Origin of the sequence: Streptomyces sp. SLBN-8D4, assembly GCF_049739545.1 — a bacterium.
Classification (GTDB): Bacteria; Actinomycetota; Actinomycetes; order Streptomycetales; family Streptomycetaceae; genus Streptomyces; species Streptomyces canus_C.
In genome coordinates this window covers 5,266,415-5,291,329 of the sequence record NZ_JBMGQC010000001.1, presented here as the reverse complement: position 1 = coordinate 5,291,329, position 24,915 = coordinate 5,266,415, and the positions used below count along the sequence as shown (strand labels likewise).

The 24,915-nt window shown below is 69.5% G+C and carries 30 protein-coding genes and 2 pseudogenes; 13 read left to right on the top strand and 19 right to left on the bottom strand.

Annotated elements, in window-relative coordinates:
* Positions 1-25: 25 nt before the first annotated feature.
* From RKD20_RS23950 to RKD20_RS23915, 8 genes are all read right to left on the bottom strand, one after another.
* Positions 26-2,083 carry a HelD family protein gene (locus tag RKD20_RS23950; protein WP_424879498.1) on the bottom strand — a complete coding sequence of 686 codons (2,058 nt, stop codon included), beginning with the start codon at positions 2,081-2,083 and terminating at the stop codon, positions 26-28.
* Positions 2,084-2,139: 56 nt separating this feature from the next.
* Positions 2,140-2,748: a TetR family transcriptional regulator gene (locus RKD20_RS23945; protein ID WP_424879497.1), complete on the bottom strand. Its 609-nt coding sequence runs from the start codon at positions 2,746-2,748 to the stop codon at positions 2,140-2,142.
* A 104-nt stretch (positions 2,749-2,852) separates the two neighbouring features.
* The gene (locus RKD20_RS23940) at positions 2,853-3,902 is read right to left on the bottom strand and encodes a phosphotransferase (protein WP_424879496.1); all 1,050 of its coding nucleotides are present in this window, start codon (positions 3,900-3,902) and stop codon (positions 2,853-2,855) included.
* A gap of 1 nt (position 3,903) precedes the next feature.
* Positions 3,904-4,671, bottom strand: a complete 768-nt coding sequence (locus RKD20_RS23935; RefSeq protein ID WP_424879495.1) for an HAD family hydrolase — start codon at positions 4,669-4,671, stop codon at positions 3,904-3,906.
* On the bottom strand, positions 4,665-5,912 hold the full coding sequence (locus RKD20_RS23930) for a phosphotransferase family protein (protein WP_424879494.1): 1,248 nt from the start codon (positions 5,910-5,912) through the stop codon (positions 4,665-4,667). The genes RKD20_RS23935 and RKD20_RS23930 overlap by 7 nt, the downstream gene beginning before the upstream one ends.
* Positions 5,913-5,998: 86 nt before the next feature.
* Positions 5,999-6,886: a GntR family transcriptional regulator gene (locus RKD20_RS23925; RefSeq protein WP_424879493.1), complete on the bottom strand. Its 888-nt coding sequence runs from the start codon at positions 6,884-6,886 to the stop codon at positions 5,999-6,001.
* A gap of 196 nt (positions 6,887-7,082) precedes the next feature.
* On the bottom strand, positions 7,083-7,781 hold the full coding sequence (locus RKD20_RS23920; RefSeq protein ID WP_424879492.1) for an HAD family hydrolase: 699 nt from the start codon (positions 7,779-7,781) through the stop codon (positions 7,083-7,085).
* 36 nt (positions 7,782-7,817) lie between these two features.
* The gene (locus RKD20_RS23915; RefSeq protein ID WP_424879491.1) at positions 7,818-8,696 is read right to left on the bottom strand and encodes a GntR family transcriptional regulator; all 879 of its coding nucleotides are present in this window, start codon (positions 8,694-8,696) and stop codon (positions 7,818-7,820) included.
* A gap of 81 nt (positions 8,697-8,777) precedes the next feature.
* Here RKD20_RS23915 and RKD20_RS23910 point away from each other — a divergent pair, with 81 nt between their 5' ends.
* Entirely contained in the window at positions 8,778-8,966 is a 189-nt protein-coding gene (locus RKD20_RS23910; RefSeq protein ID WP_424879490.1) for a hypothetical protein, read from the top strand.
* Between the two features lie 5 nt (positions 8,967-8,971).
* On the opposite strand, the gene RKD20_RS23905 is transcribed toward RKD20_RS23910, so the two are convergent.
* Positions 8,972-9,811, bottom strand: a complete 840-nt coding sequence (locus RKD20_RS23905) for a GntR family transcriptional regulator (protein ID WP_424883301.1) — start codon at positions 9,809-9,811, stop codon at positions 8,972-8,974.
* A gap of 268 nt (positions 9,812-10,079) precedes the next feature.
* On the opposite strand from RKD20_RS23905, the gene RKD20_RS23900 reads away from it, so the two are divergent.
* Entirely contained in the window at positions 10,080-10,265 is a 186-nt protein-coding gene (locus RKD20_RS23900) for a hypothetical protein (protein WP_424879489.1), read from the top strand.
* A 565-nt stretch (positions 10,266-10,830) separates the two neighbouring features.
* Here RKD20_RS23900 and RKD20_RS23895 read toward each other — a convergent pair.
* On the bottom strand, positions 10,831-11,433 hold the full coding sequence (locus RKD20_RS23895; protein WP_424879488.1) for an aerial mycelium formation protein: 603 nt from the start codon (positions 11,431-11,433) through the stop codon (positions 10,831-10,833).
* A gap of 157 nt (positions 11,434-11,590) precedes the next feature.
* Here RKD20_RS23895 and dtd point away from each other — a divergent pair, with 157 nt between their 5' ends.
* Both dtd and RKD20_RS23885 read left to right on the top strand, forming a co-directional pair.
* Positions 11,591-12,016 (top strand): D-aminoacyl-tRNA deacylase, encoded by a 426-nt coding sequence (dtd, locus tag RKD20_RS23890; RefSeq protein ID WP_424879487.1) that lies wholly within the window; start codon positions 11,591-11,593, stop codon positions 12,014-12,016.
* Between the two features lie 501 nt (positions 12,017-12,517).
* On the top strand, positions 12,518-12,679 hold the full coding sequence (locus RKD20_RS23885; protein ID WP_424879486.1) for a hypothetical protein: 162 nt from the start codon (positions 12,518-12,520) through the stop codon (positions 12,677-12,679).
* Between the two features lie 11 nt (positions 12,680-12,690).
* On the opposite strand, the gene RKD20_RS23880 is transcribed toward RKD20_RS23885, so the two are convergent.
* The 4 genes and pseudogenes from RKD20_RS23880 to RKD20_RS23865 form a co-directional block, all read right to left on the bottom strand.
* Positions 12,691-13,656 (bottom strand): YgfZ/GcvT domain-containing protein, encoded by a 966-nt coding sequence (locus RKD20_RS23880; RefSeq protein WP_424879485.1) that lies wholly within the window; start codon positions 13,654-13,656, stop codon positions 12,691-12,693.
* A gap of 10 nt (positions 13,657-13,666) precedes the next feature.
* The gene (locus RKD20_RS23875; protein WP_007382988.1) at positions 13,667-14,104 is read right to left on the bottom strand and encodes a Fur family transcriptional regulator; all 438 of its coding nucleotides are present in this window, start codon (positions 14,102-14,104) and stop codon (positions 13,667-13,669) included.
* 86 nt (positions 14,105-14,190) lie between these two features.
* Positions 14,191-14,766 carry an FABP family protein gene (locus tag RKD20_RS23870; protein ID WP_424879484.1) on the bottom strand — a complete coding sequence of 192 codons (576 nt, stop codon included), beginning with the start codon at positions 14,764-14,766 and terminating at the stop codon, positions 14,191-14,193.
* Between the two features lie 215 nt (positions 14,767-14,981).
* Positions 14,982-15,819, bottom strand: a pseudogene (locus tag RKD20_RS23865) (hypothetical protein).
* Between RKD20_RS23865 and RKD20_RS23860 the strand changes: the two are divergent.
* Complete coding sequence (locus RKD20_RS23860) at positions 15,782-16,249, top strand: hypothetical protein (protein WP_424883505.1); 468 nt, start codon at positions 15,782-15,784, stop codon at positions 16,247-16,249. The pseudogene RKD20_RS23865 and the gene RKD20_RS23860 overlap by 38 nt on opposite strands.
* A 136-nt stretch (positions 16,250-16,385) precedes the next feature.
* On the opposite strand, the gene RKD20_RS23855 is transcribed toward RKD20_RS23860, so the two are convergent.
* Together RKD20_RS23855 and RKD20_RS23850 are read right to left on the bottom strand one after the other, a co-directional pair.
* The gene (locus RKD20_RS23855; RefSeq protein ID WP_424879483.1) at positions 16,386-17,228 is read right to left on the bottom strand and encodes a hypothetical protein; all 843 of its coding nucleotides are present in this window, start codon (positions 17,226-17,228) and stop codon (positions 16,386-16,388) included.
* A complete protein-coding gene (locus RKD20_RS23850; RefSeq protein WP_424883300.1) occupies positions 17,225-17,905 on the bottom strand; it encodes a hypothetical protein in 681 nt (226 codons plus the stop codon). Before RKD20_RS23850 ends, RKD20_RS23855 begins: the two co-directional genes overlap by 4 nt.
* A gap of 202 nt (positions 17,906-18,107) precedes the next feature.
* Between RKD20_RS23850 and RKD20_RS23845 the strand changes: the two genes are divergently transcribed.
* The 7 genes and pseudogenes from RKD20_RS23845 to RKD20_RS23815 form a co-directional block, all read left to right on the top strand.
* A complete protein-coding gene (locus tag RKD20_RS23845) occupies positions 18,108-18,470 on the top strand; it encodes a DsrE family protein (RefSeq protein ID WP_123990152.1) in 363 nt (120 codons plus the stop codon).
* Between the two features lie 35 nt (positions 18,471-18,505).
* Positions 18,506-18,715 carry a hypothetical protein gene (locus RKD20_RS23840; RefSeq protein WP_424879482.1) on the top strand — a complete coding sequence of 70 codons (210 nt, stop codon included), beginning with the start codon at positions 18,506-18,508 and terminating at the stop codon, positions 18,713-18,715.
* Positions 18,691-19,419: a DUF2993 domain-containing protein gene (locus RKD20_RS23835; protein ID WP_424879481.1), complete on the top strand. Its 729-nt coding sequence runs from the start codon at positions 18,691-18,693 to the stop codon at positions 19,417-19,419. The genes RKD20_RS23840 and RKD20_RS23835 overlap by 25 nt, the downstream gene beginning before the upstream one ends.
* Before the next feature lie 405 nt (positions 19,420-19,824).
* Positions 19,825-20,664, top strand: coding sequence for a sulfurtransferase (locus RKD20_RS23830; RefSeq protein ID WP_424879480.1), 840 nt, complete (start codon positions 19,825-19,827; stop codon positions 20,662-20,664).
* Positions 20,665-20,727: 63 nt separating this feature from the next.
* A complete protein-coding gene (locus RKD20_RS23825; RefSeq protein WP_020122955.1) occupies positions 20,728-21,015 on the top strand; it encodes a DUF1416 domain-containing protein in 288 nt (95 codons plus the stop codon).
* A gap of 86 nt (positions 21,016-21,101) precedes the next feature.
* Positions 21,102-21,362 carry a DUF3099 domain-containing protein gene (locus tag RKD20_RS23820; RefSeq protein WP_020122954.1) on the top strand — a complete coding sequence of 87 codons (261 nt, stop codon included), beginning with the start codon at positions 21,102-21,104 and terminating at the stop codon, positions 21,360-21,362.
* A gap of 106 nt (positions 21,363-21,468) precedes the next feature.
* Positions 21,469-21,543 (top strand): annotated as a pseudogene (locus tag RKD20_RS23815) (VOC family protein); the annotation flags it as partial.
* Between the two features lie 93 nt (positions 21,544-21,636).
* Here the strand turns inward: RKD20_RS23815 and RKD20_RS23810 are convergent.
* Genes RKD20_RS23810 through RKD20_RS23800 form a run of 3 tightly spaced genes read right to left on the bottom strand, consistent with a single transcriptional unit; the run spans position 21,637 to position 23,976 of the window.
* On the bottom strand, positions 21,637-22,809 hold the full coding sequence (locus tag RKD20_RS23810) for a hypothetical protein (protein WP_424879479.1): 1,173 nt from the start codon (positions 22,807-22,809) through the stop codon (positions 21,637-21,639).
* Positions 22,810-22,811: 2 nt separating this feature from the next.
* Entirely contained in the window at positions 22,812-23,066 is a 255-nt protein-coding gene (locus RKD20_RS23805) for a MoaD/ThiS family protein (protein ID WP_007382997.1), read from the bottom strand.
* 37 nt (positions 23,067-23,103) lie between these two features.
* On the bottom strand, positions 23,104-23,976 hold the full coding sequence (locus RKD20_RS23800; protein ID WP_424879478.1) for an alpha/beta hydrolase: 873 nt from the start codon (positions 23,974-23,976) through the stop codon (positions 23,104-23,106).
* Positions 23,977-24,094: 118 nt separating this feature from the next.
* On the opposite strand from RKD20_RS23800, the gene RKD20_RS23795 reads away from it, so the two are divergent.
* Entirely contained in the window at positions 24,095-24,862 is a 768-nt protein-coding gene (locus RKD20_RS23795; protein ID WP_424879477.1) for a winged helix-turn-helix transcriptional regulator, read from the top strand.
* The last annotated feature ends 53 nt before the right edge of the window (positions 24,863-24,915 follow it).

The window sequence follows — 24,915 nt, the reverse complement described above, 5'->3', positions numbered from 1 at the left end:
GCTCTCCCGGGCGGCCGCCACCGCGCTAGAACGGCAGCGGCCGCCCGTGCACCACCACCAGCCGTGACACCGCCCGGGTCAGCACGACATACAGCCGGTGCAGCCCCCGTTCCTCCGCCTCCGCGATCGCGGCCGGCTCGACGGCCACGACATGGTCGTACTCAAGGCCCTTGACCACACTTGCCGGTACGACGCTCACCCGCGCTCCCAGCTCGTCCGGCCCCGCGGCGGCGATCCCGGCCGCGTCGAGGGCCTGCCGTACGCGTGCCACGTCGGCGTCGGCCGCGACGACCCCCACGGACCCTTCGTGCGCGAGCGAGTCCCGTACGGCGTCCACGACCGCGTCCGGCAAGGCGTCCGACGAGGTGGGCCGGATGGCCAACTCCCCGTCCCCGCGCAGCGAACGCCCCTCCGGCACCTCCACATCCAGGTGCCCGAGCAGCCGGTTGGCGAGCCCTACGACGGCCTGCGGCACCCGGAACCCGATGGTCAGCAGCACGACGGCAGCGTCCGGCTTGCCGAGGTGCCGCAGGACGGTCTCCCACGAGCGGGCCGCCCAGGGCGTGGTCCCCTGCGCCAGGTCACCGAGCACGGTGACCGACCCGAACCGGGCCCGGCGGGCGATCGCCCGGCACTCCATCGGCGACAGATCCTGCGCCTCGTCGACGACGAGATGGCCGTACCCCTCAGGATGCTCCACCAACCCGGCGGCCTCGTCGAGCAGCACCAGATCGGCCGCCGACCACCGCGCCGACTTCCATGACCGCGGCGGCCTGGCCCACAGCAGGTTCTTCTGCTCCTCGGCATCGAGAACCCCGTCGGCAGCCGTCTCCAGTTCCCCCCGATCACCCAGCAGTTCGGCTACCACCTCCTCGGGACGCACCTTGGGCCACACGGCGTCGAGGAACGCCCCGATCACCCGCGACCGCGAAACCCGCTGCACCCAGGCGCCGTTCTGCGGCCCGGCCCGCCGCTCGGCCTGCAACTGCACGCTCCGCACCACCCGGCTGCGCACCCGCTCCCGCCCGATCCCGTAGGGCGGTTCCTCCTCCCGTACGTCCGCCACGATCCGCGCGAGTTCACCGGCCCCGACCCGCCAGCTGTACGAACCGTCCCTGATCTCCAGGGAGTTGATCTCCCTGGAGTTGATCTGTGCGGTCGACACACGTGCGTACAGCGCCCGGCGCAGCACCTCCGCCATCCGGGGATCGTGCTTGAGGACGGCGGTGGCGTGGGCGTCGGTGGCGGTGACCGGATGGCGGGCGATCTCGTCCTGGAGCGTGGACTGCCGCACCCCGCTCTCGCCGAGCGCGGGCAGCACCTGGGAGATGTAGGACAGGAAGGTCCGGTTGGGCCCCAGGACGAGGAGCCCGCCGCGTCGCATGCGCTGCGGGTGGGTGTAGAGGAGGTAGGCGGCCCGGTGCAGCCCGACGGCGGTCTTGCCGGTCCCGGGGGCGCCCTGGACGCACACGGAAACGGCGAGGTCGCTTCGTACGAGATCGTCCTGCTCGGGCTGGATGGTCGCGGCGATGTCCCGCATGGGCCCGACGCGGGGCCGTTCGATCTCCCGGGCGACGATGGCGCTTGGCCCCGACTCCCCTTTGCCCAGGTGCTCGTCCTCCAGCCCGCTGAGGTCGGCGGAGTCCCCCTTGCTGCCCGCCGCCCACCCGAACCGCCGCCGCACGGCGACCCCCTGGGGATCGCGGGCGCTCGCCTGGTAGAAGGCGCGGGAGACGGGCGCACGCCAGTCGACGACGAGGGGCGGGGCGGCCGGATGCTCGGTGATCCGCAGCCGGCCCAGGTGATAGGCCTGCCCGGCATGGTCGCCGCGGTCGAACTCCAGCTTCCCGAAGAACAGGGGCCCTTCGGGAAGCTCCCGCATCTCCTTGGCCTGACTTCGCAACCGATACCCGAGGACTTCGGCATCGGCCCCGGAGGCGGAGACGTCCTCCCCTACGACGACCTGCTCCTGCGCCCCGTCGACCATGGCGGCCAGGGCGGTACGGCAACGGTCGTGGTGGACGCGCTCGAGATGCAGGGACTCTTTCAGGGCGAGACGGGGAGCGGGATCGGCTGACGTCATGGGGACGAGCGTACGCGAGAAAACGTGACCGAGTTAAATTTTTTACGCGCTCTCACTCACGCGAGCCACGGCAACCCGTCCGCCAGGACCCGAAACGCCCGCTCAGCCGCGGCCACGGCGTCCCCGCGTACCTCCTCGACCGGCTCCCCCTTGGCGATCCGCCCCCAGTTCTCCATCGCGAGAATCCGCCGCACGGCGATGATCTGCCCAGCGGCCAGCCGCGCGTCGAGATCACCCCCGAGCACCTCGGCGAGCGCGGCCTCCTGCCGTTCCAGGTGCCCGTGGGCCCGGGCGACGAGAGCGGGGGTGCCGTAGAGCAGCGAGTGAAAGGCGAGAACGTCCGGGTGATCACTGAGCCCGGTGACGGGATCCTCCCGCTCCAGCCCGTCGAGGAAGTGCCGCCGCAGGGCCACGAGCGGCGCCTCGTCCGACTGCTCCACAACCCGCGCGGCCTCGTCCTCGTGATCGGCGATCCGGTGGAGGACGAGGTCCTCCTTGGCCGGGAAGTACCGGAAGAGGGTGGGCTTGGAGATCTCCGCGGCGGCAGCGATCTCGGCGACGGAGACGGCATCGAAGCCCTTCTCCAGGAACAGGCGGACGGCGATCTCGGACACGTTCGCGTACATCTGCTGCTTCTTGCGCTCGCGGAGGCCGGGGGCGGTCATGGGGTGAGCCTACGCACCACGCCGGTCACAGCGCTGGGCCCGGTGAGCCGGACCGACCGGGCACCAAGCTGCCCGTTGGTGCTGGATGCCCGAGCGGCCAGGTCTCAGCCGTAGGCGTGAAGGCCGTGCGCAGCCCACGTCTCCGCGAGATGCCACCGGACAAGCGCCGCCATGATCTGCGAGTAATTCGGCACGGCGTCCAGCCCCAGAGGCTCGGCGGCGTTCGCCAGCGCTCTCCGCAACGTCCGCCCGGCCCGGGGAAGGCCCGCCCAGTCGAACCCCGCGCCCTCGCACAGGGACAGGGAAACCCGGATGACGTCGGTGAACACGGACTGCGCCTTCTTGAAGTCCCGGATCCGCGGCAGGTCCTCTTCCCATCCAAACGAGCCGCCCGGACAGACCCGCTCCACGGCCTCGCACCACGCTCGGATCATGCGGCGTTCCTGGGCCGCCGGATAGCGCATCAGGTAAAGATGGGTCGCCAGGTCGTACAGGGGATCGCCCAGCATCGCCAGCTCCCAGTCGATGGCCCAGAGTCGGCCCCGTTCGTCGACGACGAGGTTCTTGCGGTGCAGATCGGCGTGCAGCAGACAAAAGGGGCGGTCCTTCAGCCCGGACACATACTTTCTGAGCCGGTCGAACGAGTCTCCGTCCACGCCCAACTCACTGAAAAGCCCGCCGAACCGCGCGGAGTTCCTCTTGAAGACCTGCTCCTCACTGAACGTGATGAGACGCTCCATGAAACCCCCGCAGTCGCCGTCCTCCGAACGGTCCTTGTTCTCGCAACGCCGTTGCACGGGCAGTATGTACGGGGTGATCCCCGCCATCTCCCGGAACAGTCCGACGAGCTGGTCGAAGACCGCGTCGGGTACTCGTCGATTCAACAAGGGGTGCTGCCGGACCGTCCGGCCCTCGATGAAGCTCTGCAGCCCCACGCCGCTCACGTCGATGATGTCGGGGATGCAACTGACGTGCCCCTGCAGGGCGCGCAGCAGCTCCTCCTCCGACGCGAAGCACCTGCGGTCAAACCAGAGGATCTCGGCGCGCGGCTCCCGGACCTTGACCGCCCCCGTCCCGCCCGGCAGCCGCAACACATAGGTCTCGTGGTGATAGCCCTTCAGCGGACCCTTGATGACCTCGCCGACGTCAGACATCTCATCGGCGCGCCGCCTCGCCGACGAAACGAGCTGCGGAGCCACGGGCATCTCTCTCCCCCACCTCACCGAGCAATGGAGCGTACGCCTCAATCACAACCTCCGCCCCCGCACGTTGGGACGGATCCATGTCATACCCGATGAACCGGACACCCATCCCCCGCGCCGCCCCGACGTCAGCGTCCGTGTCTCCGATCATCACAGCGTCCGCCGGCTGAAGGCCCAGGCTCCGCAGGGCCCGCCGAAGGACGTCGGGATGCGGTTTCATCAGGCCGGGGTCGGTGGTGCGGCCGTGGACGGCCCTGAAGTGCCGGCGCAGCCCGTGAAGCTCCAGATAACGGTCGGCCACGCGCGGCGAGTTGTTGGTGACAACAGCCAGGCGCAGCCCGCGCCCGGCCAGACCGCTGACGAAGTCCGTTGTGTCCGGCGACGGCGGCTCCGCGATCAGCGCGGCGGCCATCTCGCCCTCGGTCAGGCGCCGTTCCAGTCGCGTCACCAGGTCCTGGAGGTCTCCGTCCTTGACGCCGAGGGCGTGCAGATCCGTCTCCCACCGGACACGGTGCATGGCGCGCAGCACCAAGTGCGGATCCTTGCTGGTCCGTTCGGCCTCCGACAGCAGATCCACGAGGCCGGAGTCGGAGACGATACGGCGGAGTGCGTCGGCCACGCTCCTGGAGGAGCCCTGGGGGAACAGCCGGCAGAGCGGACCGTCGAAGTCGAAGAGGACACAGCGAGCTCGGGCGAGGAGTGCCCGCGCGGCGGCTACCAAGGCGTCACCACCGTCCAGGTCAGCGAGGCCGTGACCACTCCGCCCAGCCTGACGCTCACCGCTCCTCCGACCCGGCGCCCGCTCTTGCGCAAGTCCTTCCATCCGCGCCCTTCCTCTCCTTGCCCGCAGGCATGCGCCACTCGGCGCTCCGACTCGTGCCACTGCCGTAGCGCCGCCCCGACCGTGGGCAGATCTGCCGGGGACTCCCCGAGATCCAGCGCTTCCCTGGCCAGCCGAACAGCGCGGCACACCTTGTCGGCGGCGACGGCGAAGTCCTGATCGGTGGGCCGGGTTGGCAGCTTGAGCGCGGCCCGCATCACGTCGGGGAACACCGACTGGACGTGCTCGAAGGCCAGGTAGACGGGCAGGTCCTTCTCCAGGCCCTCGGTCGCCTCCGGGTGCCTGGGCCGCATCGCCCGCAACCACTCGTTGATCATGGCGTCCCGCTCCGCGTCGATGTAGCCCATACGGACCAGATGGGTCGCCAGGTCGTGCAGCGGGTCACCGTACATTGCGGACTCCCAGTCGATGACCACGGGCCGCGTCCCGTCCTTCCGCGGTGAGAGCACGATGTTGCCCGGGTGGACATCCGTGTGCAGGAGGCTGAAAGGACGCGGGGTGAGGCCGGGTGTGATGGCCAGGAACCGCTCCGCGGCATCCTCCGGAACACCGACCGCGTCGAACAGCGTGCCGAAGCGAGCCAGATTGGCCCCGTACACCGCGTCGTTGGTGAACTGAACCTGGCACCGCAAGAAGCCCTGACTGTCCCAGTCGCGGGGCCAGTAGGCCGGCAACTGCGGGAGTTCGTCCTTGGACACATCGGCGAGGGCCGCGAAGACGTCTGCCAGCTTCGACATCAGGGGCGTGCCGTAGGTCCCTCCCTTCGGCACCTCCTTCTCCAGCAGACGCCCCGGCACATAGCTGCTCAAGGTCCAGGGGCCGGTGTCCACGAGACAGCGGGGCACGTCCGGCAGCCGGGAGTTCACGGCACGCAGGACCTCGGCCTCACGAGGCCAGATCCGCGGGATCGATTCGATCGCATCCCTCTTAGGGGTGCGGAACACGCCCAGGAGGCTGACGGGCCACTTCCCCAGCAAGAGGGCCAGCGGCAGCCGGAGTTCCCTGATGCGGGTCGTGTTGTGGTAACCCTCGCCCACGAACCCGTCCTCGGCCGCGTGGCGAATCTGGGCGAAGAGCCGCACCAGCGACTGGTGGGCCCGGTGGAGCAGTTGGAGCGCCATGGCGGCAGAGGTTAGCCCTCCAAAAGGAGCCACATCACACGATGTCAGCATATGGACACCGGGCCTCCGTCACCCGCGCCCCGACCTCACTCGGTGAGGAAGTCCCACGCCGACTCGAACCACATGCGCCAGTTGTCGACCTTCTCGGAGGCCTGCGACTGCGGGTCGTGGTCTTTGACGTCGTAGGTGAGCGGGGCGCCGACACCCAGCACGTCGATCGCGTCCACGGGATCGTCGTGCCCCTCCAAGTAGATCGGGCGCTTGACCGACACATACGGCGCGGACAGCATCGCCGAGCCGTTCACCAGATACAGCTTGAGCAGCGGGGGGAACCTCACGTAGCGGATCTCGAGACTCACGGACGGCACCAGCTTCGCGACCCTGAGGTCATGGAGCTTCTGCTTGATCGAGGTCGTACTGCTACGCATGGTGACCAGGTGGCGTTCCCACACCGCCGGCTTGTCGACGTCGTCCACGGCGGTCGGATACGGCGGGTGCTGCAGGTCCGCGACAGGCAGCAGCATGCGCAGGGCGATCCGCTGGAGCTCCGGACGCTCGCCGAGTCGGATCTGCTCGTCCTGGCGACGGATCTGGAAGGCCAGCGACTCGGAACTGAGAGTGAAGACGTCGAGGGTGACCTCGGGCTGCTTGAAGGCATCGTCCATGAGCTCGCCCAACGTGACCCTTCGCCCCCCGGCGGACGAGATAGGCGCCTGACTCTTGAGCACCTTGATCACTCTGGTCCCGCTGCCCTGCCGTGAGGAGATCCACCCCTCACCGGCCAGCTCCCGCAGCACCTTCTGCACGGTGTCTCGCGACACGTCGAACTGTTCCGACAACTCACGCTGTGACGGCAGCCGCGAGTCGAGGGCGTACGTCCCGTCGAGCAGACGGTTCAGCAGTTCGCCTCTGACTCGCTGATAGGTCGCCCCGCCTTCACCCTCACTCCGCTCATCACCCACGTCTTCGTTCACGCCGCGATGGTACTCCCATCAGCCCAGAAGCAACCCGCTTCCAGTCAGACAAGCAATCCTATTGGACTGGAGGTTAAGCGATCAGTCCAGTTGGGAAGTAACTGGTCAGGCAGGCAAGCCAATTGGACGGGAAGTTGTAGGGATGGCGCAGGTGAAAGGAGTGATGAGCATGGCAACGACCTCCGGTGCGAACCGCTCAGCCCTTGAGCAGCCGTACCACCTCCAGCAAGGAGTACACGATGTTCTCGGCACCCGCCTCGCGCAGCTCCTTCTCCTTCCTGTCGTTGCGCGCGTAGCCGAGGAAGGCGACACCGGCTCGCCGGGCCGCCTCGACGTCCGGAGGCGAGTCGCCGAGCATCAGCGCGTCCGAGGGGTCCGCGCGGAACGCGGTCAGCGCCTGCTGGAGACAGTGCGGATGCGGCTTGAGCAGACCCGGGTCCCGGGTGCGTCCATACACATGCGCGAAGCGGTCGTCCAGCTTCCGTCCCTTCAGGTACTTCCATACGGCCTGCGCGGAGTTGTTGGTGGTGATCGCCAGCTGCGCTCCGTACGCCCGCCAGCTCTGGATCAGCGGATCGGCGTGGGCCGTGGGCATGGCGGACGCGATCGCATCGAGCTCCTCCGCGGTGAGCCGCCCCTCCAGTTCGGCCGTCAGGTCGCTGCCCGGACGCCGGCGTCCGACCGCCCGCAACACGTCCCAGGGGTCGGTCGCCTGCCGCTCTTCGGGGGTCAGCAACCGCTGCTCTCCCAGGCCTTCGAGCCATTCGACGAGTCTGGCGGCCACGCCGTCCGCCGCGTGGCCCGCGAACACACGGCAGACCGGACCGTCGAAGTCGAAGAGTACATAACGCGCGCGGGTGATCAGGTCCTGGAGGTTCTCCGTGTGCGATGTCACCGACTCAGTCTGCGTCACGACGGGCGGACGCCGTGGCTAACTGAGGGTGAGATCCGTGGTGATGGTCTCCCACAAGGCGTCGAACCACTTCTGCGACTGCTCCACGAACGCGGCGTCACGCTGCCCGGTGCTCGTCTCGAAGGAGAAGAGGAGGGAGTGGGAGCCGAGGACGTCGTACATGTCGAGGGTTCCGCTGTCGGAGGTCTCCTCGCGGCGACTGAGCATGTAGTAGGCGATCAGCGCTTCCGTGCCGTTGAGGAGATACAGCTTCACCGGCGGGGTGAAGGGCAGGGCACGGAAGGTGACGCGGACGTCGATACCGTGGGAGGAGCGCAGGCTCAGGAGGTTGTGCCTCAGGACGTGCCCCTGGGCGTTGCGCTGGGCAAGCCAGCGCCCGTGGACCGGATCGTCGTCGCCGCGGCCCTCGACCGGGACCGGAAATGCAAGGTCGATGTCGCGCGAGGGCAGCAGGATGCGGAGATCGATCGACTCCGGGCGGATACGCCCTTCATGGATCTGGCGGAGCGGCTCCCCCAAGGCGAGCATCAGCGTCTCGGCGGTGAGGCAGGTGACGTCGACGCGGACGTTCCGGGCCGAAAACGCCTCCGTCAGCCGCGGCGCCAGCCCCACCATCGTGGGCTGAGGCTCGTTCTGATTCCGCGTCGGCTGCGCGATCCGCGGCGGACTCCCCTTGCTCACATTGCTGAGAAGACCGTCCTCCTGGAGGGCGCGCAGCGCCTCGCGCACCCTGCCCCGCTCCACCCCGAACTCCTCGGAGAGCTCGGCCTGGGTGGGCAGCCGGTCCCCCGCCCTGAGGTGGCCCCCGCGGATGCGCTCCCGCAGGATGTCGGCGATCTCCTGGGGCGAGAGCCTTCTGCTGCCGTTCACCGCGGCGTTCTCCTGAGTCACGTCCAAACGCTACAACTCCGACCCACCCGGACGGAGTTGTCCGGACGTTCCAAATTGGCCCAGTTGCCCGGTCGAGGAGGCACTGCCGTGCCCGTGATCGCCTTCTTGCTCTCCGTCTTCGTCGTGACCGTCGACCAGCTCACCCAGTGGCGGTACGGTCCGGTCGGCATCGTCGCGCTGATCCTGCTGGTCGTCGGGATCCGGACACGCAACCACACCTGCAGCACCATAGGCGCGGTGGCACTCGCCCTGCTCGTCACGAGGCCCGCGCTGTGACCCGGTCAGTCCGTCAGCGAGAGGTCGCTGCTGATGGTCTCCCACAGCGCGTTGAACCACAGGTGCGACTGCTCGACGAAGGTGGTGTCGCGCAGCCCGGCGCCCTGCCTGAAGGCGAACAGCATGGACTGCGTGCCTTCCGCGTCGTACATCTCCAGATGCTCGTGGTCGATCTCGGCCTCGCGCCGCGTGAGCGTGTAGTACGCGAAGAGCGCCTCCGTGCCGTTGAGCAGGTACAGCTTCATCGGCGGGGTGAAGGGCAGCGCGCGGAACGTGACGCGGACGTCGATGCCGTGCGTGGAACGCAGGGCCAGCAGGTTGTGTCTGAGTACCTGGCCCTGGGCGTTGCGCTGGGCCAGCCAACGGTGCTGCAGCCGGCCGTCCGCCGAGTCGCCCACCGGGACCGGAAAAGCGATGTTGATGTCCCGACTCGGCAGCAGGACGCGGACGTCGACCTTGGCCGGCGTCAGCACTCCGGCATGAATCCGGCGCAGCGGCTCCCCGATGGCGAGGGTGAGGGAGGCCGAGGTCAGGCACAGGGCGTCGATCTCGACGTGCGGTGCCGCGAAAGCGTCCGCGACACGGCTGGGCAGAGCCGCGGTTGTGGGCAGCGGCGAACCCTCGGAACCGTTCAGAGCCCTGCTGAGGCCCGAGTCCGGTGCGACTGTCGCGGGGCTTCCCTTGGACACGTTGGTGAGCAGTTGCTCCGCCTGCAGGGTACGCAACGCCTGACGCACGGCGCCGCGCTCGACGCCGAACTCGAGAGCCAGCGCCTTCTGAGTGGGCATGCGCTGGCCCGGCCTGAGCACGCCGGACCTGATCCGCCCGCGCAGTTCATCGGCCACTTCACGGTGCGACCACTGCGGCCTCTCTGCCCTCTTCCACCGGTTGAGGGGGGAGTCTTCCTTGTCCACATCGAAAGATTACAACTCTCGACCATCTCTGGGCAGTTGTTCAGAAGATGGCAACCAAGCACTTCCAACTACCCTTGAGTTGGAGTAAGTTGGTTACCAACTTACTCAACATGGCTACACCTTCCGGTAGTTGGCTGTTTTGGCACCTCGGCATCTCATAGCGGCGGAGCCCGCTCCACTGCTGGGAAGGATGGACCTCATGCCTCTCGTCACCCTCGCCGTGGCAGCCCTCGCCATCGGATTCGAGCAGCTCATCCAGTGGAAGTACGGCGCGATGGGCATCATCGCCTTCGTCGCCCTGTCCATCGGACTCAAGGCCAAGAACACCGTGATCAGCGGCCTGGGAGCGGTGATTCTCGTGATGCTGCTCGCCCCGTCGGGCTGATCCCAGTCCGGCTGGCCGGACTCCCTTCCGGAGGGGAGCCGGGAGCCCGGCCAGTCTGCACCAACCGCACAGCCACAACTGAACACCGACAACTGAAGAGCCTCACCAGTACAGCCACAACTGAAGAGCACAGCTACGGATGAACAGTCAGCCACCGTCGGCAAAGGAGACTTCGGATCAGCTCCGGGCACCAAAGCCGCCTGGACGTACGCAGCAGGGCGTCGGCCCCCGGCCGACGCCCTCTTGTTCTTCCCGCACACGCACGTCCGGGGCCGGTCAGGTGTCGCAGGACACGCACACCCCGCTCCAGGGAGGCGACCCCGTCCGTGCGCCTGCCTCGACCGCGGCGCGCCGCTCGGTCCGGCCGTAGAGATGTGAGGGGTGACGCAGGAGGTGAGGTCGCGGCTCAGGTACCTGCTGACCACGCGCGGCGAGTCGCGGTCACGATCGCCAACCGGGTCGGTTTCTCGTTCTCCGTCTCCGCTGCCACCGACTCAGCCTGCGCCGTATCCGAAGTCACCAGGAGAGTGTCAGCCCGGTCATGATGGTTTCCCGGAGGACGCCCTCACATCAGCAGATCGTCCACCTGCGCCTCCCCCTCCCGGTACCGACGTGCGATCTCCGCGCTGCAGTCGTCCGCGGTGCGCTGCAGTCGCTGTCGGCGGCGGGAGACCTGCTGCTCGTACCGCACGAGCCGCCCCATCGCGGTGTTCAGTTCCAGGTCGGTGCGCGCGTCCAGGTCGGACAGCTCGACCTCGGCCAGCATCTCGGCGGCCAGCAGCCGGTACTCCTCGCTGTACGGCGTGCCCAGCGTGACGTGGCGGGCGGAGGAGCGGTACCGGGCGGGCGCGTCGGTCAAGATCTCCGAGAGCCGGTCGACGACGGACGCGGCCCCCGCCGGGGACCGGCGCGCCAGTTCGGCCCGCAGGATGTCGATACGGCCCTGCAGCAGCCGCCGTACATAGCTGAGGTCGGCCTCGTCGCGCTGGGCGTCCCGGCGTAGCGTACGCAGCTCGGGCAGGCTCGGCGCGGTCAGGTCGTGCTTGGGCGGGTCCGGGGGCAGCTGCGGGCTGTCCATGCGCTGCACGGGCGGCCGGTGACACTCCGGATCGCCCGCGCGCGTCAACGGAACAGACCCCGAAGGCTGCCTGGTACTCGATGTGCTCATGGGCGTAGACCGTCCCCTCGACCGGCGTGTGGAAGCATCGTGCCACCCCAAGTGGCCGCTATGTGACCGAGTGCCCCCGAACGGCCCCAGATGGGGGCTTAAGGATCAAAAAAAGAGCAGGTGCGGGGCACCTTCGGCGGCCCGGCATGATGGTCATATGCGTGCAGTGGTGCAGAGAGTGGACGGCGCGAGCGTCGTCGTCGAAGGCGAGACGGTCGGGGCGATCGAGGGCGAGGGGCTGTGTGTCCTCGTCGGCGTGACCCATGAGGACACCAAGGAGAAGGCGGCCCAACTGGCCCGGAAACTCTGGTCGATCCGCATGCTGCGGGACGAGAGGTCATGCAGCGACATCAACGCCCCGCTGCTCGTCATCAGCCAGTTCACCCTGTACGGCGACGCCCGCAAGGGCCGTCGACCCACCTGGAACGCGGCCGCCCCCGGCGAGGTGGCCGAGCCCCTCGTCGACGAGGTCGTCGCTCAGCTGCGGGCGCTCGGTGCGACGGTGAAGACGGGTCGGTTCGGCGCGCAGATGCGGGTGTCATTGATGAACGACGGGCCGTTCACCGTCCTGCTGGAGTTGTAGGGAGGGTGGTTATAAGTCGCCTCCAAGTGGAGATAAGTACTGTGTAGTTGGCTGCCAACTTCAGCAAGTTGGCGGAGCCCTTCTCCCTGTCAGCCCAGGTGAGCGAGGTACATGGTTCCCCGGCAGCCGGCTCGCGGGGCTCGTAGCAGCGGGCTCCGGCGACTTGAGCGACCCCGGCCGGATGTTGATCCGGCCGGGGTCGCAGTCGTGCTTTCCGTACGGCGGACGGCGGAGCTCCGACTCCTGCATCCTCCTGCCCCAAATCCCGTACTCCTGCTCCGTGTTGGACGACCACGCCACCGGGCATCTCTCCGAGCACGGGCCATGCGGCTGCTACCGCCTCGTCCGTGGTTTGCCTCTCACCTGGGCTGACGAGATCGATGAGATGAAGGGAGAAGCGGCATGGAACATCACCCGCCTTCAGAACAGACCCCTGGTGGATCGTCTACGCCGCCTACGCCGCGGCCGTGGACCGGCGGCACCGGTGTCACGCGGCTTCCGATGCCGAACGCGATAGCAGCAGTGATCATCGCTGTCGCCGCGCTCGCCGGGGGCATCACCGTGCTGCTGGTGATGCCGGATGTACTGGAGGCGCTCGGCAGCGCCGTGACGATCACCGGTTCGGGCTTCACGCTGGCGGCGAAGGTCGCCGTCCCGCGCTGACCCCGGCTTGCCTACGGCTCCACGACGACTTCCTGGGCCGCGGCCGTCGTGTCGGCGACGAGGCGCGCGTCCAGCGGGACGTTGCGCTTGACCAGAGCGAGCGCGACCGGGCCGAGCTCGTGGTGCCGTACGGACGTCGTCACGAAACCGATCTTGCGGCCGTCGGGCCCCTCGTCCGCGAGCCGGATGTCGGTGCCCGCGGGCGGCAGGTGCACCTCGCTGCCGTCCAGGTGCAGGAAGACCAGGCGCCGCGGCGGCTTGCCGAGGTTCTGGACCCGGGCCACGGTCTCCTGGCCGCGGTAGCAGCCCTTCTGGAGGTGCACCGCGCTGCCGATCCAGCCCAGCTCGTGCGGGATGGTGCGGTGGTCGGTCTCGAAGCCCAGGCGGGGGCGGTGGTGCTCGACGCGCAGCGCCTCGTAGGCGAGCAGACCGACCGCGGGGCCGGACTTCTCCGCGAACGACTCCAGGTCCGCGCGGGGCAGGAACAGATCACGGCCGTACGGCGTCTCGCGTACGACGACCCCTTCCGGCACCTCGGCGATGGAACCGGCGGGAAGGTGGACGATCGCGAACTCGTCGGTGCGGTCGGCGACGTCGACCCGGTAGAAGAACTTCATCGACTCCAGGTAGGCGATCAGTGCCTCCTGGGTGCCGGGTTCGACGTGCGCCCACACCGTCGTGCCGTCGTCGACGAGATACAGCGCGTGCTCGATGTGGCCGTGCGCGGAGAGGATCAGCGCCTCGGTGGCCTGGCCCGTGGGGAGGTCGCTGACGTGCTGGGTGAGCAGCAGGTGCAGCCAGCTCAGGCGGTCGTCGCCGGTGACGGACACGACCCCGCGGTGCGAGAGGTCGACGAATCCGGTGCCGCCGGCGAGGGCGCGCTGTTCGCGGAACAGGTCGCCGTAGTGCGCGGCGACGCCTTCGTCCACGCCCTCGGCGGGGACGGCGCCGGGCAGGGACAGCAGGGGGCTCTTCATACGCATAAGCCTACGACTCGGTAGTTGAAGCCTTGAGAGAGCAGTCCTTGCAGCGGCCGAAGATCGCGAAGTGCTTCATGTCGGTCTCGAAGCCGAACTCCTGCCGGAGCTTCGCGGTGAAGTCGGCGGCCACCTTGATGTCCGCCTCGATGACGTTCTCGCAGTCGCGGCAGACCAGGTGGATGTGGTGATGGCGGTCGGCGAGGTGGTACGTCGGGGCCCCGTGCCCGAGATGGGCGTGGCTGACCAGGCCGAGCTCCTCCAGGAGCTCCAGGGTCCGGTAGACCGTGGAAATGTTGACCCCCGACGCCGTCTTCTTCACTTCCGTGAGGATGGCGTCGGGGGTCGCGTGCTCCAGGGTGTCCACGGCTTCGAGGACAAGCTGGCGCTGCGGCGTCAGCCGGTAGCCGCGCTGCCTCAGGTCGCTCTTCCAGTCGGTGCTCACCACACCCGGAAGTCTAGGACCTCTGGGTGCGGGACCTGCTGGAAGTGCGGGACCTGCTTGTGGTGCTGGACCTGCTTGGGGTGCGGGACCTACTTGAAGAAGGCGATCCCGTCGTCCGGCATGTCGTCGGGCAGGGCCTTGGCCCAGCGCTCGACGTCCTCCGGGGTGACGACCTTCTTCAGGTGGGCCGACATGTAGGGGCGCAGCTCGACCTCGGGGGTCTGCTTCTCGCCGACCCACATGAGGTCGCTCTTGACGTAGCCGTAGAGCCGCTTGCCACCGCTGTACGGCCCCGAGGCGGCCGTACGCGCGACGGCGTCGGTCACCAGGTCGATCTGCGGCTTCTGGGCGGCCATCTCGCCGTACCAGATCTCGACGACGCCGTCGTCTCGGACCATCGTCACCTCGACCTTGCGGTCGGCGTCGATGCGCCAGAAGCCGTGCTCGGACTCCAGCGGGCGGACCTTGTTGCCGTCGTTGTCCAGCACCCAGGTGTGGGAGTCGTACTCCAGGAAGTCCCGGCCGTCGTGGCCGAAGGTCACCTCCTGGCCGAAGTTGCACTTCTCCGAGCCGGGGAAGTCGTGCACGCCCGCGCCCGCCCAGTTGCCGAGCAGGAAGGCGAGCGGGACGAGGTCCTTGTGGAGGTCGGACGGGATCTCGATCATGAGTGGCGGTTCCTAGAGGGGGGTCAGCGCTGGCCCTGGTACAGCTTCTTCACGGTCAGACCGGCGAAGGCGAGAACGCCGACGCAGACCAGGACCAGCAGGGCTTCGAAGAAGATCTCCACGGGGTGCTCCTCGGATGAGCGGGGTGCGGTGCATGTACACAGGGCCGGGCCCCAGCTTACGCGGCCGGGGCCCGGGGGGCCGTGCGGGTCTCCTCAGCCCAGGAGCTGGCTCTGGAGGGCCACCGTCTGCTGGAAGGGGACGGGGTTGACGGTGCCCCTGCGGGACTGGACGACCAGGGCGAGTACGTCGCCGGCGCCGAGGTAGGCGTGGCGGGCCTACTCCTTGCCGTACGGCTTCGACTCGACGTAGACGGACGCGGTGATGTCGGGGATTCGGGCCGCGTCCGGGAACGCCTCGTCGGAGACGGAGTCGGGGGCGTCGCGCAGTTCGTAGCCGGGGCTGCCGTACGGGGCGATGTCCTCGCCGAACAGATCGTCCACGACGGCCGCGGTGTCGAACTGGAGCAGATAGATCCGGGTTGCGGGTGCCGTCGGGGGTGGTCCAGCCGCGGGCCGCGATGTGCCGCAGACCGTTCTCGGAGAGCTTCGTCCCGAGCTCGTCGCGGTCCTCCTTCTCGGCGTACTCCGGGAGCAGGTCCTTCGTCGGCAGCCAGCCGTCGGTACCGCTGAGCGCCTTGTCGAGGGTCGCCCCCCTGGGCGCGGGCAGCACGAGCGCCCGCAGATCGGCGTAGTGGCTGCCGGCCTTGTTCTCCTTGGCGAGCGGCCCCGGGCTCCCGGACGGCAACGGCGCCTTCGTCAACACCGGATAGACCCACCGCCCGTCCGACACGGTCCCCAGCCCCGGCACGTCCGTCCGCTCCATCCCGGCGATCCCGTACGCACTCCCGGCCCCGAACGCGGCGAAGGTGAGGAGGGCGGCGGTCCAGCGGAGCGTTGCTCGAAGGACTCGGCGGGTCTTGGGGGCGGGGTCTGGGGTGAGAGCGGGGTCTGGGGTGAGAGCGGGATCCGGGGCGGCTGCGGGCTCGGGCATGTGCGCGGCCTCGGGCGCGTGTGTGGGTTGCGGCTCGGGTGCGGGCTGTGGCTCGGGGGCGGGTGCGGCTTGCGGCGCGGGCGGGAGCACCGACGCCGAGGCGGGCGCGGCCACCGGGACCGGCGCGGGCTCGGACCGGAGCGGCGTCGCGGCCTCGGGCGCGGGTGCGGGTGCGGGCTCGGAGGCAGGCACGGCTTGCGGCGCGGGCGGGAGCACCGACGCCGAGGCGGGCGCAGGCGCCGGGACCGGCGCGGGCTCGGACCGGAGCGGCGTCGCGGCCTCGGGCGCGGGTGCGGGCTGCGGCTCGGAGGCAGGCACGGCTGGCGGCGCAGGCGCAAGCACCGACGCCGAGGCAGGCGCGGCCACCGGAACCGGCGCGGTCTCGGACCGGAGCGCCGCCGCGGGCTGCCGCTCGGACGTGGGCGGCTGAGAGCCCTGGTGCTCGGTCTGGTCCGTCCTACCGGGAACGGCCGTCTTCGGCGCCGCGCTGTAGGACTCGGCGACCGACGCCTGCTCGGTCTCGGCGCGCGGAACGGTCGCCTCGGGCTTCTCTTCCGTCTGCTCGGTCATACCGACTCCCCCGGTTCCGCGATGCGGTCGAGTTGTTCGCGCAGGAGCATCGCGATCGCTGTCTGCTGCATGGGCTTGGGGCTGTCCGCGGTGAGACCGACCAGGACGTTGCCCTGCTGGGCCCCGCAGAACATCGAGTCCAGCTTCTCGTCCTTGTCCGTGGGCAACAGGAAGCAGCGGGCGTCCTTGTGGCCCTCGATCCGGGGCCCCGCACGCAGGACGTCGCCGAGTGCGTCGAGGAACTCGTTCTGGTACTTGGTGATCCCGCGCGCCGCCGCCTTGTTGTCCAGCTGCGCGAGCTCGATGGTCACCGTGGAGGCCTTGTCCGTGTAGACGGAGGAGAGCTGGTCGGTGCTCAGGTAGCTGCGCATCGCGATACCCGTGAGCCGTTGCTTGTCGATCTGCTTCTCCAGCGCCTTGCGCTGACTACGGGGCAGCCCGGTCAGCGACTGCTTGCGCAGGGCCGTGGCCTCGGCACCGCTGAGCTGGGCGTCGTACCCGTACTCCCCGATGTCCGGCCCCCGGCTCCACCCGTCGGCGCCGTACGGCACGAGCATCGACGCCAGCCCCTTCGGCGCGGCCGCCTTCTCCTGGTCGGCGCCGCCCTTCGGGAACGTCCACACGGGCGCGCCCGCGTCACGGTCGGCGCCCTCGACGGTGATCACGGTGTAGCCGACCCCCGCGACGACCGCCACGGCCAGCACCGCGGACCCGATCACCACGGCGATACGGCCACGGCGCGCCGGCTTCTCGGCAGGCGCGGGAGTCACGGGTTCGCCGGCGACCGTGAGCTCCGCGGGGCCGACCTCGCCCACCTGCTGGTTCTCGCTCTCGTTCACAGCTTCTTCACCTGCCGCTCGGCCAGGTCCATGATCTTCGCCTTCGGGATCGGCTTGGTGTCCCAGACGAAGACCTTCATGACGATGTCCCCCCGCTGGGCGATGGCCGTGGCGTTGTACTGCGCCAGATAACCGGGCTTGGTGTCCGGCTTGGTGTGGACGTAGGCCATGCCGTTGTCGCTGCCCGGGACCGCCCAGCTCCTGGTGCCGCCCTCGGCGTCCTCGTAGTCGTTCTCGCCGTCGGCCATGTAGGAGGCCTGCAACTCCTGCTCCTGCCGGTACTGGATCAGGCGGATCTCGACACCGTAGGTACTGCCGACCTTCCAGCCCGTGTCAGCCGCGCGGCGGAACTCGCCGGAGACGAGTTCGCTGAACGCCCCGGCCGGCTTCTCGTACGTCTCCGCCATGTCGGCCAGCGTCATCCAGCCGTCGATGCCGGCCCACTCGGCGGCCTTGGCTCCGCTCGGCTTCTTCAGCAGCAGCTTGCGCAGGTCGCCGTCGGTCTTCACGCGGCGGTCCTGGGCCGCGGACAGCGGTTCGGGTGCCGGGCCCTTGGCCTGGACGAGCGTCGGCTGGGAGAGCGAGGACAGCTTCGTCGGCTCGCGGTCGGCCTGGATCAGGTAACCGGTACAGCTGCCGGCGACGACACCGAGCACGGCGGCGCCGGCGATCAGCATCGTGGTCCGTCCACGGCGGCGCGGCGACCGGCCCACCACCGGCGGGTCCGCCGCCAGGGCCGGTACCCCTGTTTCTTCTGCTACTTCGGGCACTTGCAAGACATCCCTCACACCCAACCTGAAGCGCGCATGCCATATACACGCGCACAGGTGACTCGTGATCGACGGCCGGAGTTGTAGCCGCGCTGGTTACGATTCGGCCATGGCGAAGAAGCTCGTGATCAAGGTGACCGCAGGGGCCGACGCCCCCGAGCGCTGTTCGCAGGCGTTCACCGTGGCGGCGGTGGCCGTGGCCAGCGGGGTGGACGTCTCGCTGTGGCTGACCGGGGAGTCGGCGTGGTTCGCGCTGCCGGGGCGGGCCGCCGAGTTCGAACTGCCGCACGCCGCCCCGCTGCCCGACCTGCTCGACTCGATCCTCGCGGGCGGCCGGCTCACCCTGTGCACCCAGTGCGCGGCCCGCCGGGACATCACGGAGAAGGACGTCATCGAGGGCGTACGGATCGCGGGGGCGCAGGTCTTCGTGCAGGAGGCGCTGGCCGACGGGACGCAGGCGCTCGTCTACTGAGTCCCGGGAGCGGCAGGCGGCAGGCGTCTGGATGCGTGCCCGTTCGTACTGCCGTGGAATACCGCCCGTTGGGCAGGGCACGAGAAGAACTCAGCGACAGCGCCCTCGTCCTGTCACAGGTGATCGACAATCTCGCGGTCCCCTGGCCCGACGGGGCTACTCTCACGCTCGACGGCCACCCGTCCGTCGACACCACCGCCGCTCTGGGGGAACCGACCGTATGCGCGCCCTGCGAATACTTCTGATCATCACCGTGATCCTCGGCGGGCTGTTCGTCGCCGCCGACCGTCTGGCGGTCCACTTCGCGGAGGGCGAGGTCGCGGACCGGCTGAAGACGCAGGAGGGGCTGACCACGACGCCGAGCGTGGACATCAAGGGCTTCCCGTTCCTGACCCAGGTGGCCGGCGGTGAGCTCGACGACGTCGAGGTCGGGATGAAGGACTACGCCGCGGACACCGGGACCAGCGGGGGCACGATCCGTATCGACGACCTGAACGCCGCCATGAAGGGCGTCGCGTTCTCCGGCGACTACAGTTCCGCCACCGCCACCGCGGCCGCCGGGACCGCGACCATCGCCTACGACCAGCTGCTGAAGGCCGCGGGGTCCGCGGAGGCCCGGCTTCCGCTCGGTGTCACCGCCAAGGTCGTCGGCCTCTCCGACGGCGGGAACGGCAAGATCAAGGTCGACATCAAGTTCAGCGCCCTGGAGAAGCCCGTCTCGGTGCTCAGCACCGTCAGCGTCGTCGACGGCGACACCGTGCGGGTGCACGCCGACTCGATCCCGAGCTTCGGGAACATCACCCTCGCCGATTCCGACTTCCGTTCGGTCGCCGACTTCGACCAGAAGATCGAGGGCCTGCCGGGCGGTATCAAGCTCGACCGGGTCGAAGCGGGTGCGAACGGTGTGGAGATCGCGGTGAAGGGTTCGGACGTCAAGCTGGCCGGGTAGGACGAGCCGGGCAGGACGAACGACAGGCCGGAGGCCGCGCGTCCGACAGGCGAGACGGTGACGTCCGTACCGTAGATGTGATGACGACTACACGCGCCCGGGAACCGTGGGACCACGGCCCGGGCGCCCTTCTGGTCCCACATCCCGGACGATCGCATCTCAGCATGCGACACACCGGTGACATGCCGGTATGTCCGTCCCTACGATCGACCACTATGAAGCGACAGGCGGATCTCACGAAGCGGCGGGCAGTAGACCTGTGCCGCGTCGCCGCCATGCTCTGTCGCCCCTTCTGAGCGGACGGCACCGACCTCCGCATCCCCCCTGCCCTGGACTCTCAGGCATCCGTGCGCCCCGCGCACCCTTCCGCACGCCCCGCCGCAACTGCCCCGGAGGAGAAAGAGCATGAGCCGCAGCGACGTCCTGGTCGATGCCGACTGGGTCGAGGCCAACCTCGACAACCCCGACATCGCGATCGTGGAGGTGGACGAGGACACGTCCGCCTACGAGAAGAACCACATCCGCAACGCGATCCGCATCGACTGGACCAAGGACCTGCAGGACCCGGTCCGCCGCGACTTCGTCGACCAGGAGGGCTTCGAGAAGCTCCTGTCGGCCAAGGGCATCGCCAACGACACCCTGGTGATCCTCTACGGCGGCAACAACAACTGGTTCGCGTCCTACGCCTACTGGTACTTCAAGCTGTACGGCCACGAGAACGTCAAGCTTCTCGACGGCGGCCGCAAGAAGTGGGAGCTGGACGCCCGCGAGCTGGTCGAGGAGGTCCCGGAGCGCCCCGAGACCACTTACACGGCCAAGCCGCAGAACAAGTCCATCCGCGCCTTCCGTGACGACGTCGTCGCCGCGATCGGCTCGCAGAACCTGGTGGACGTCCGGTCCCCCGACGAGTTCTCCGGCAAGCTGCTCGCCCCGGCCCACCTGCCGCAGGAGCAGTCGCAGCGTCCGGGCCACGTCCCGTCCGCGCGCAACATCCCGTGGTCGAAGAACGCCAACGACGACGGCACCTTCAAGTCGGACGACGAGCTCAAGGAGCTCTACGCCGACGAGCAGGTCGACCTCGCCAAGGACACCATCGCGTACTGCCGCATCGGTGAGCGCTCGGCCCTGACCTGGTTCGTGCTGCACGAGCTGCTCGGTGTCGAGAACGTCAAGAACTACGACGGCTCCTGGACCGAGTACGGCTCCCTGGTCGGCGTTCCGATCGAGCTCGGCGCCAACAAGTAAGACACCCCGTCCAACCCGACCGGCCTTCCTTCCGGTCAGACCCTTCTGAATCTGGAGAAAGACATGTGTGGAGCGAAGGCCGGCGGCCCCGACGCCTCGACGATCAAGCCCGGTGAGACCACGATCCAGGGCCAGGTGACGCGTGACGGCGAGCCTGTGGTGGGTTACGTCCGCCTCCTGGACTCGACCGGCGAGTTCACGGCGGAGGTCCCGACCTCCGCGACGGGCCAGTTCCGCTTCTACGCGGCCGAGGGCACCTGGACCGTCCGCGCCCTGGTTCCGGGCGCCACCGCCGACCGCACGGTCGTCGCCCAGCAGGGCGGCCTGGCCGAGGTCGCGATCGCCGTCTGAGGCAGCCGACCAGCTGATCGGCCGAAGGGCCGTACCCCGGATCACGGGGTACGGCCCTTCGGCCTTGCCGGGCCTACATTGGACGTATGTTGGCACGCCGACGTCATGTCTACTTCGCCATGATGGGCACCTGTATCGGGCTGTTCGTCCTGGCCTGGGGAGTCGTGCGGCTCTGGTCGATACCGGTGGCCGTGGGGATGTGCGTGGTCGCCATGGTGATCCCGCCGGTGGCCGCGATGGTCGCCAACCGGCGCGGACCCGACGACCGCTGGTGGGACGACCCCTCCGGCGACCCCAAGTCCGACGAGTGGTGGGACGAGCTGGACGGGAAGCGGCGGCGGCAGTAGGAAAGGCGGGCATGTCCTTCTCCGCGCGGCTGTCCACCGTGGTCCTCAAGGAGCCGACCTGTACGTCCCGCCGGTCTGGCCCACGCGCAAGCCAGGCGACCGGCAGATGATGCTGCACCTCGACGTCGAGGTGGACGATCCGGAGGCCGAGACCGCGCGGGCGGTGGCGCAGGGAGCGCGGCTCGCCGGGCACCAGCCCCAGGACGACATACGGGTGCTCTACGACCCGTCCGGGGCACCCGTTCTGCCCCTGGACCGAGACGCCCCCGCCGGCCTAGCCGATCGCCCGGCCCAGCACGTACACCGCCGGGGCCGACGCGGCCAGCGGCAGGGCCACGCCGGCCGTGAAGTGCACGAAGCGGGAGGGGTAGTCGTAGCTCGCGACCCGGTGGCCGATCAGCGCGCACACCGCCGCGCCCGCACCGAGCAGGGCGCCCTTCGCGCCGAGGCCCGTCATGCCGCCCACGGCGATGCCCGCGCCCGCCGCGGCGAGCAGCGAGACGACCACGGAGGCCGCGGTGGGCAGGGGCAGCGCGCGTGCCAGGACCGCCACGGCCACCGCGGCCGCGCCCACCGTCACCGCGTCCGGGTCCGCCGCGAGGTGGCCGGTGGCGACGATCGCCAGGGCCGCCGAGGCGACGGTCGCCATCAGGCCGTACATCCGCTCGTCGGGGTCGGCGTGCGAGCGGAGCTGCATGACCAGGCTGAGCAGGACCCAGACGCCGAGGGTGCCGAGGATCGCCGCGGGCGCGTTCTCCCGGCCGGCCGTCAGCACGGCCGCGTCCGCGACCAGCGCGCCGAGGAACGCCAGCGCGATGCCCTGCCGGGCGGGCCACATGCCGTTCAGCCGGAACCAGCCGGCCGCGGTGACGGCCTGGAGGACGACGAGCGGTACGAGGAGGGCGTACGACCCGACGGCCGCCGCACCGGAGAGCAGCAGGCCGAGCAGCGCGGTGAGCGCGGCGGGCTGGATGCCGGGTTCGATGATCGGGGACCGGCCTTCGAGCCGGGCACGCTGGGCGTCGGTGACGCGGGCGTTGCCGGCGACGGTGGCGGGGCCGTAGCCGGAGGTGTCGGCCCCGGGGGCGGCGGGTGCGGAAGCCGTCGGCGCGGGTCCGTAGGCGCCCGGACCGGGAGCACCTGCTGGGGAACCATAGGGGCCGGGCGAAGGTGCCGGGGAGCCGTACGCGCCGGGGCCCTGTCCGGGTGCGGCGGCCCCCTGCTGCCCCGCTCCGTATCCCTGGGCCTCCGCGTCGTACGTCTGCTGGGGCGGATACGCCGTCTCCGCGGCCCCCGCGGCCGGTGCCTGGACCTGGGTGTCCCAGGTCTGGCCCTGCCACTGCTGGGTGTACTGCTGCTGGGCGGCCTGCGGGTCGTCGTACTCCTGCTGGGCCGGCCAGCCCTGCTGCGAGTACGGGTCGTAACCCTCGTACGGCTGGTTCGTCATCGTCACCCTCCTGCGAACGGCGGAAGCACCTCGACCGTGCCGCCGTCGGCCAGCCGTACCGTCTCATGTCCGCGGGTGCCCACGGGGTCACCGTCGACGAGGAACGAGCATCGCCGCAGGACGCGCACGAGTTCACCGGGGTGTCGCTCGCGCGCCGCGTCCAGCGCCTCGGCGAGGGTGGCCGCGTCGAACGGCTCCTCGGCGATCCCGGCCGCGGCCTTCGCGGCGGCCCAGTAGCGCACCGTGACCTTTGGCATCCGCTTCCTCAATCGATCGGTGGTGTACGGGGCCAGGCTAGCCGCCCGCTGTGACAGCCCAGTCCCCGATACGGCCCAGCAGCTCGTCGCCGACCGCGTGCTCGGCGTGGCCCATGGGCTCGATCCACAGCTCGCCGTGGTCGCCGGCGGCCTCGGCGAGCATCCGCGGGTGGTCGAGGGGGAAGTAGCCGTCGCGGTCGCCATGGACGATGAGCAGGGGGGTGGGGGCGATCCTCGGGACCGCCTCGACCGGGGAGAGCGGGACGGGGTCCCAGTCGCGGTGGTGGATGCGCGTACGGAATCCGTAGCGGCTGACCAGGCGGCCCGAGGGGCGGGTCACCAGCCAGTGGAGTCTGCGCATGGGGGCTGTGCCGCGGTAGTACCAGCGGGCCGGTGCGCTGACCGAGACCACCACGTCCGTGTGCGCGTCCGGGTGCGCGTCCGTGCGGCCTCCGGTCTCCCGCCGGTACAGCGCCGCGTGCCGCAGCACCACCGAACCGCCCATGGAGAAGCCGACGGTCGCCACGCGCGCGTGGCCGAGTTCGCGGGCCCACGCCACTGCGGCGGCCAGATCCAGCACCTCGCGGTCGCCGACCGTCGAGCGCCCGCCGGAGGCTCCGTGGCCGCGGAAGGAGAACGTGACCACGCCGCCGTACCGCGTGAACGCCTCCACCACCCGGCGAACATGAGGGCGATCCACGTCGCCGGTGAAACCATGCGCGATCACGAACACCAGGTCACGCGCGGGTGGCCGGGAGGCGTCGTATACGAAGGAGGGCGGATCGTATACGGAATCGATCGTCACGCCGTCGTCGGTGTGCAGAAACGTCCGTATAGGTGCAGGTCTGCGCGTCTCAGAGTGCGGACTGACGGTGGAACGCACCACACGACCTGCCGGATCAATGCTCATGTGGGCTATTCTCGTCGGAACAGGACTCGGGCAATGCAGCCCCCGGGTCCTTTTGTGCTTTCGGATACCCCTGTATACGAAAGCCATGACCTCGCGGGACCGAGGAGGAACCAGACATATGAGTTCTCTGCTGCTCCTGACCAATGCCCTCCAGCCGTCGACGGAGGTGCTTCCGGCCCTCGGCCTGCTCCTGCACAACGTGCGCGTGGCTCCGGCGGAAGGCCCCGCACTCGTCGACACCCCCGGTGCCGACGTCATCCTCATCGACGGACGCCGCGACCTGCCCCAGGTCCGCAGCCTGTGCCAGCTGCTGCGCTCGACCGGGCCCGGCTGTCCGCTCATCCTCGTCGTGACCGAGGGCGGCCTGGCCGCCGTCACCGCCGACTGGGGCATCGACGACGTGCTCCTCGACACCGCCGGTCCGGCCGAGGTCGAGGCGCGGCTGCGGCTCGCCATGGGCCGGCAGCAGATCGTCAGCGACGACTCCCCCATGGAGATCCGCAACGGCGACCTGTCGGTGGACGAGGCGACCTACTCCGCCAAACTCAAGGGCCGGGTCCTCGACCTCACCTTCAAGGAGTTCGAGCTCCTGAAGTACCTCGCCCAGCACCCGGGCCGCGTCTTCACGCGCGCGCAGCTGCTCCAGGAGGTCTGGGGCTACGACTACTTCGGCGGCACCCGGACGGTCGACGTGCACGTACGACGGCTGCGCGCGAAGCTCGGCCCCGAGCACGAGTCGCTGATCGGAACCGTCCGGAACGTCGGTTATCGATTCGTTACGCCCGAGAAGGGCGACCGGGTCAGCGACGAGGCGAAGGCCAAGGCGGACCGGGCAAAGACGGAGGATGTGGACGAGAGCGTCGCCCTTGAGGACGTAGAGGCGTAGCGGGCCCCGCGCATGGGCATGGCTTCGGCACCGACGTACTCCCGCATGCCGCT